This is a genomic window from Paenibacillus sp. P4_E11 (assembly GCF_056401635.1).
Genome location: NZ_JBFUIX010000386.1, coordinates 1 through 1,936, shown reverse-complemented (window position 1 = coordinate 1,936; position 1,936 = coordinate 1). Strand labels below are relative to the sequence as shown.

Here is a 1,936-nt window from a genome sequence, read left to right as displayed (position 1 = left end):
CTGGTACGCAATCATTCCGATTGGAAGGAAGCAACAAGCCTGATGAAGAAGCATCATTGTCAGCATATGGGGGGACAAGCCTTGCTGCTCGCCTCGCAACTTCTCCATACACCGTTAACCGAACCATTGGAGCTGTTGACTTCTGGGAGTCAATCCCGTCGATTAGCACAAGATTGTATTCCCTTTATAGCAGCGGGTGTTAATTTCCATCCTAAGCCGGAGTCGGAAGAGTTGGCTGCCGAATATAAGCGTTATCTGTATTCCTTGAAAACAACTCGACAAAAATGGAGAATGCTCATCGTTCGGCTATATCCTAATGAGCAGGATGCGAAGGTACTGCCTTTGCCGAGACCCTTGCATTTCTTATACATTCCTTTACGCCCCTTCTTATGGTTCTGGCGGCTATTAAAGCGAAGAGTACTGGCCTAAGGAGGAGATACGTCATGGATAAYGTTCTACTTTTCGTAAAGAAACTGCATACGTTCGCGGGTAAAGTCTTGTATTTTAATTTGTTTAGCATGATCATTATTAGCTTCATAGAAGGAATTGGGATCTTACTGCTCATTCCCATGTTAAGCCTGATCGGTATTTTCGATATACGTACAGGAAGCATTCCTCTCCTCTCTTCGATCCAAGAGCTGCTGTATAGCATCCCGGCGCAGTTGCATTTGCCTGTGATTCTAGGCGTGTACATCCTGCTGATAACAGGACAGGCTCTATTGCAAAGAAAACAATCCATTCTGGATACACAAATTCAACAGGGATTTTCCCAGTCGTTAAGACTGGATATGTATGAGGCATTATTGAAGTCGAACTGGATTTTTTTCTTGAAGAGGCGAAATTCCGATTTTCAACACGTATTGACGTCAGAATTAGGCCGTGTCAATCATGGCACTTACCTTTTCCTAAGGCTGTTAACTTCGATTATATTCACCGTAATCCAGATTGGTATAGCGTTCTGCTTATCCGCCAAGATGACCGTGCTAGTCGTGACTAGTGGTTTTTTGCTTGCCGTTATTTCGCGGAGATTTGTTAAATATTCGAAAATATATGGCAACCAAACGACTGAATTGGCCAAAAGTTATTACGCGGGTATAACCGATCAATTCAACGGAATTAAGGACATTAAGAGCAATATGCTGGAGCAATCTCATTACGCTTGGTTCCATCAGTTATGCAAGGATATCGAATTGAACGTCATACAGCTTACGAAGGTACAATCGAATTCGCAAATCTTGTATAAAGTTTCTTCAGCCGTCTTGATCGGAATGTTCATTTATGTATCCCTAACGTTGTTCCAGGTCCAGGCAGGTCAGCTCATGCTGATCCTTATTATATTTGCCCGTCTATGGCCAAGGTTCACCGGGATACAAGCCAGTATAGAACAAATCGCATCGGCGCTTCCCGCATTCAAGAGCCTTATCGAGCTGCATAAGGAATGTGAGCAACATGCCGAATTGAAATCTTTGCAACAAGTTAACGGTGCGGAACGCATTCAAGTTAAAGAAGGAATGGAGTGCCGCAACGTTTATTTCAGGTACGATCACGATCAAGATTCCTACGCTCTTCATCATGTGAATTTGTCGATTCCTGCCCAGGGTATGACGGCTATCGTAGGGAGATCAGGAGCAGGTAAGAGCACATTAATTGATATGCTGATGGGACTTATTCAACCGGAATCTGGGGAAGTCTTGGTAGATGGAACCTCTCTTACTGCCGAAACTGTACCATTCTTGAGAAAATCCATAGGGTATGTGTCGCAAGACCCGTTTCTATTTCATACAAGCATTAGGGCAAACCTGCTGTTGGTGGCTCCTCAAGCAAGCGAAGGGGATTTGTGGGAGGCTCTTAGATTCTCAGCTTCGGATGAGTTTGTCCGACGATTGCCTCAAGGTCTGGATACCGTAATCGGGGACCGAGGAGTCCGGCTCTCAGG

The 1,936-nt window shown here is 44.5% G+C and carries 1 protein-coding gene and 1 pseudogene; both read left to right on the top strand.

What is annotated here, in order from left to right; genetic code table 11:
- A pseudogene (locus AC1DWB_RS34310) lies at positions 1-429 on the top strand (nucleotidyltransferase domain-containing protein); the annotation flags it as partial.
- A gap of 14 nt (positions 430-443) precedes the next feature.
- Positions 444-1,936: ATP-binding cassette domain-containing protein (locus AC1DWB_RS34305; protein WP_477545551.1), on the top strand; the 1,493-nt coding region annotated here is incomplete at its 3' end.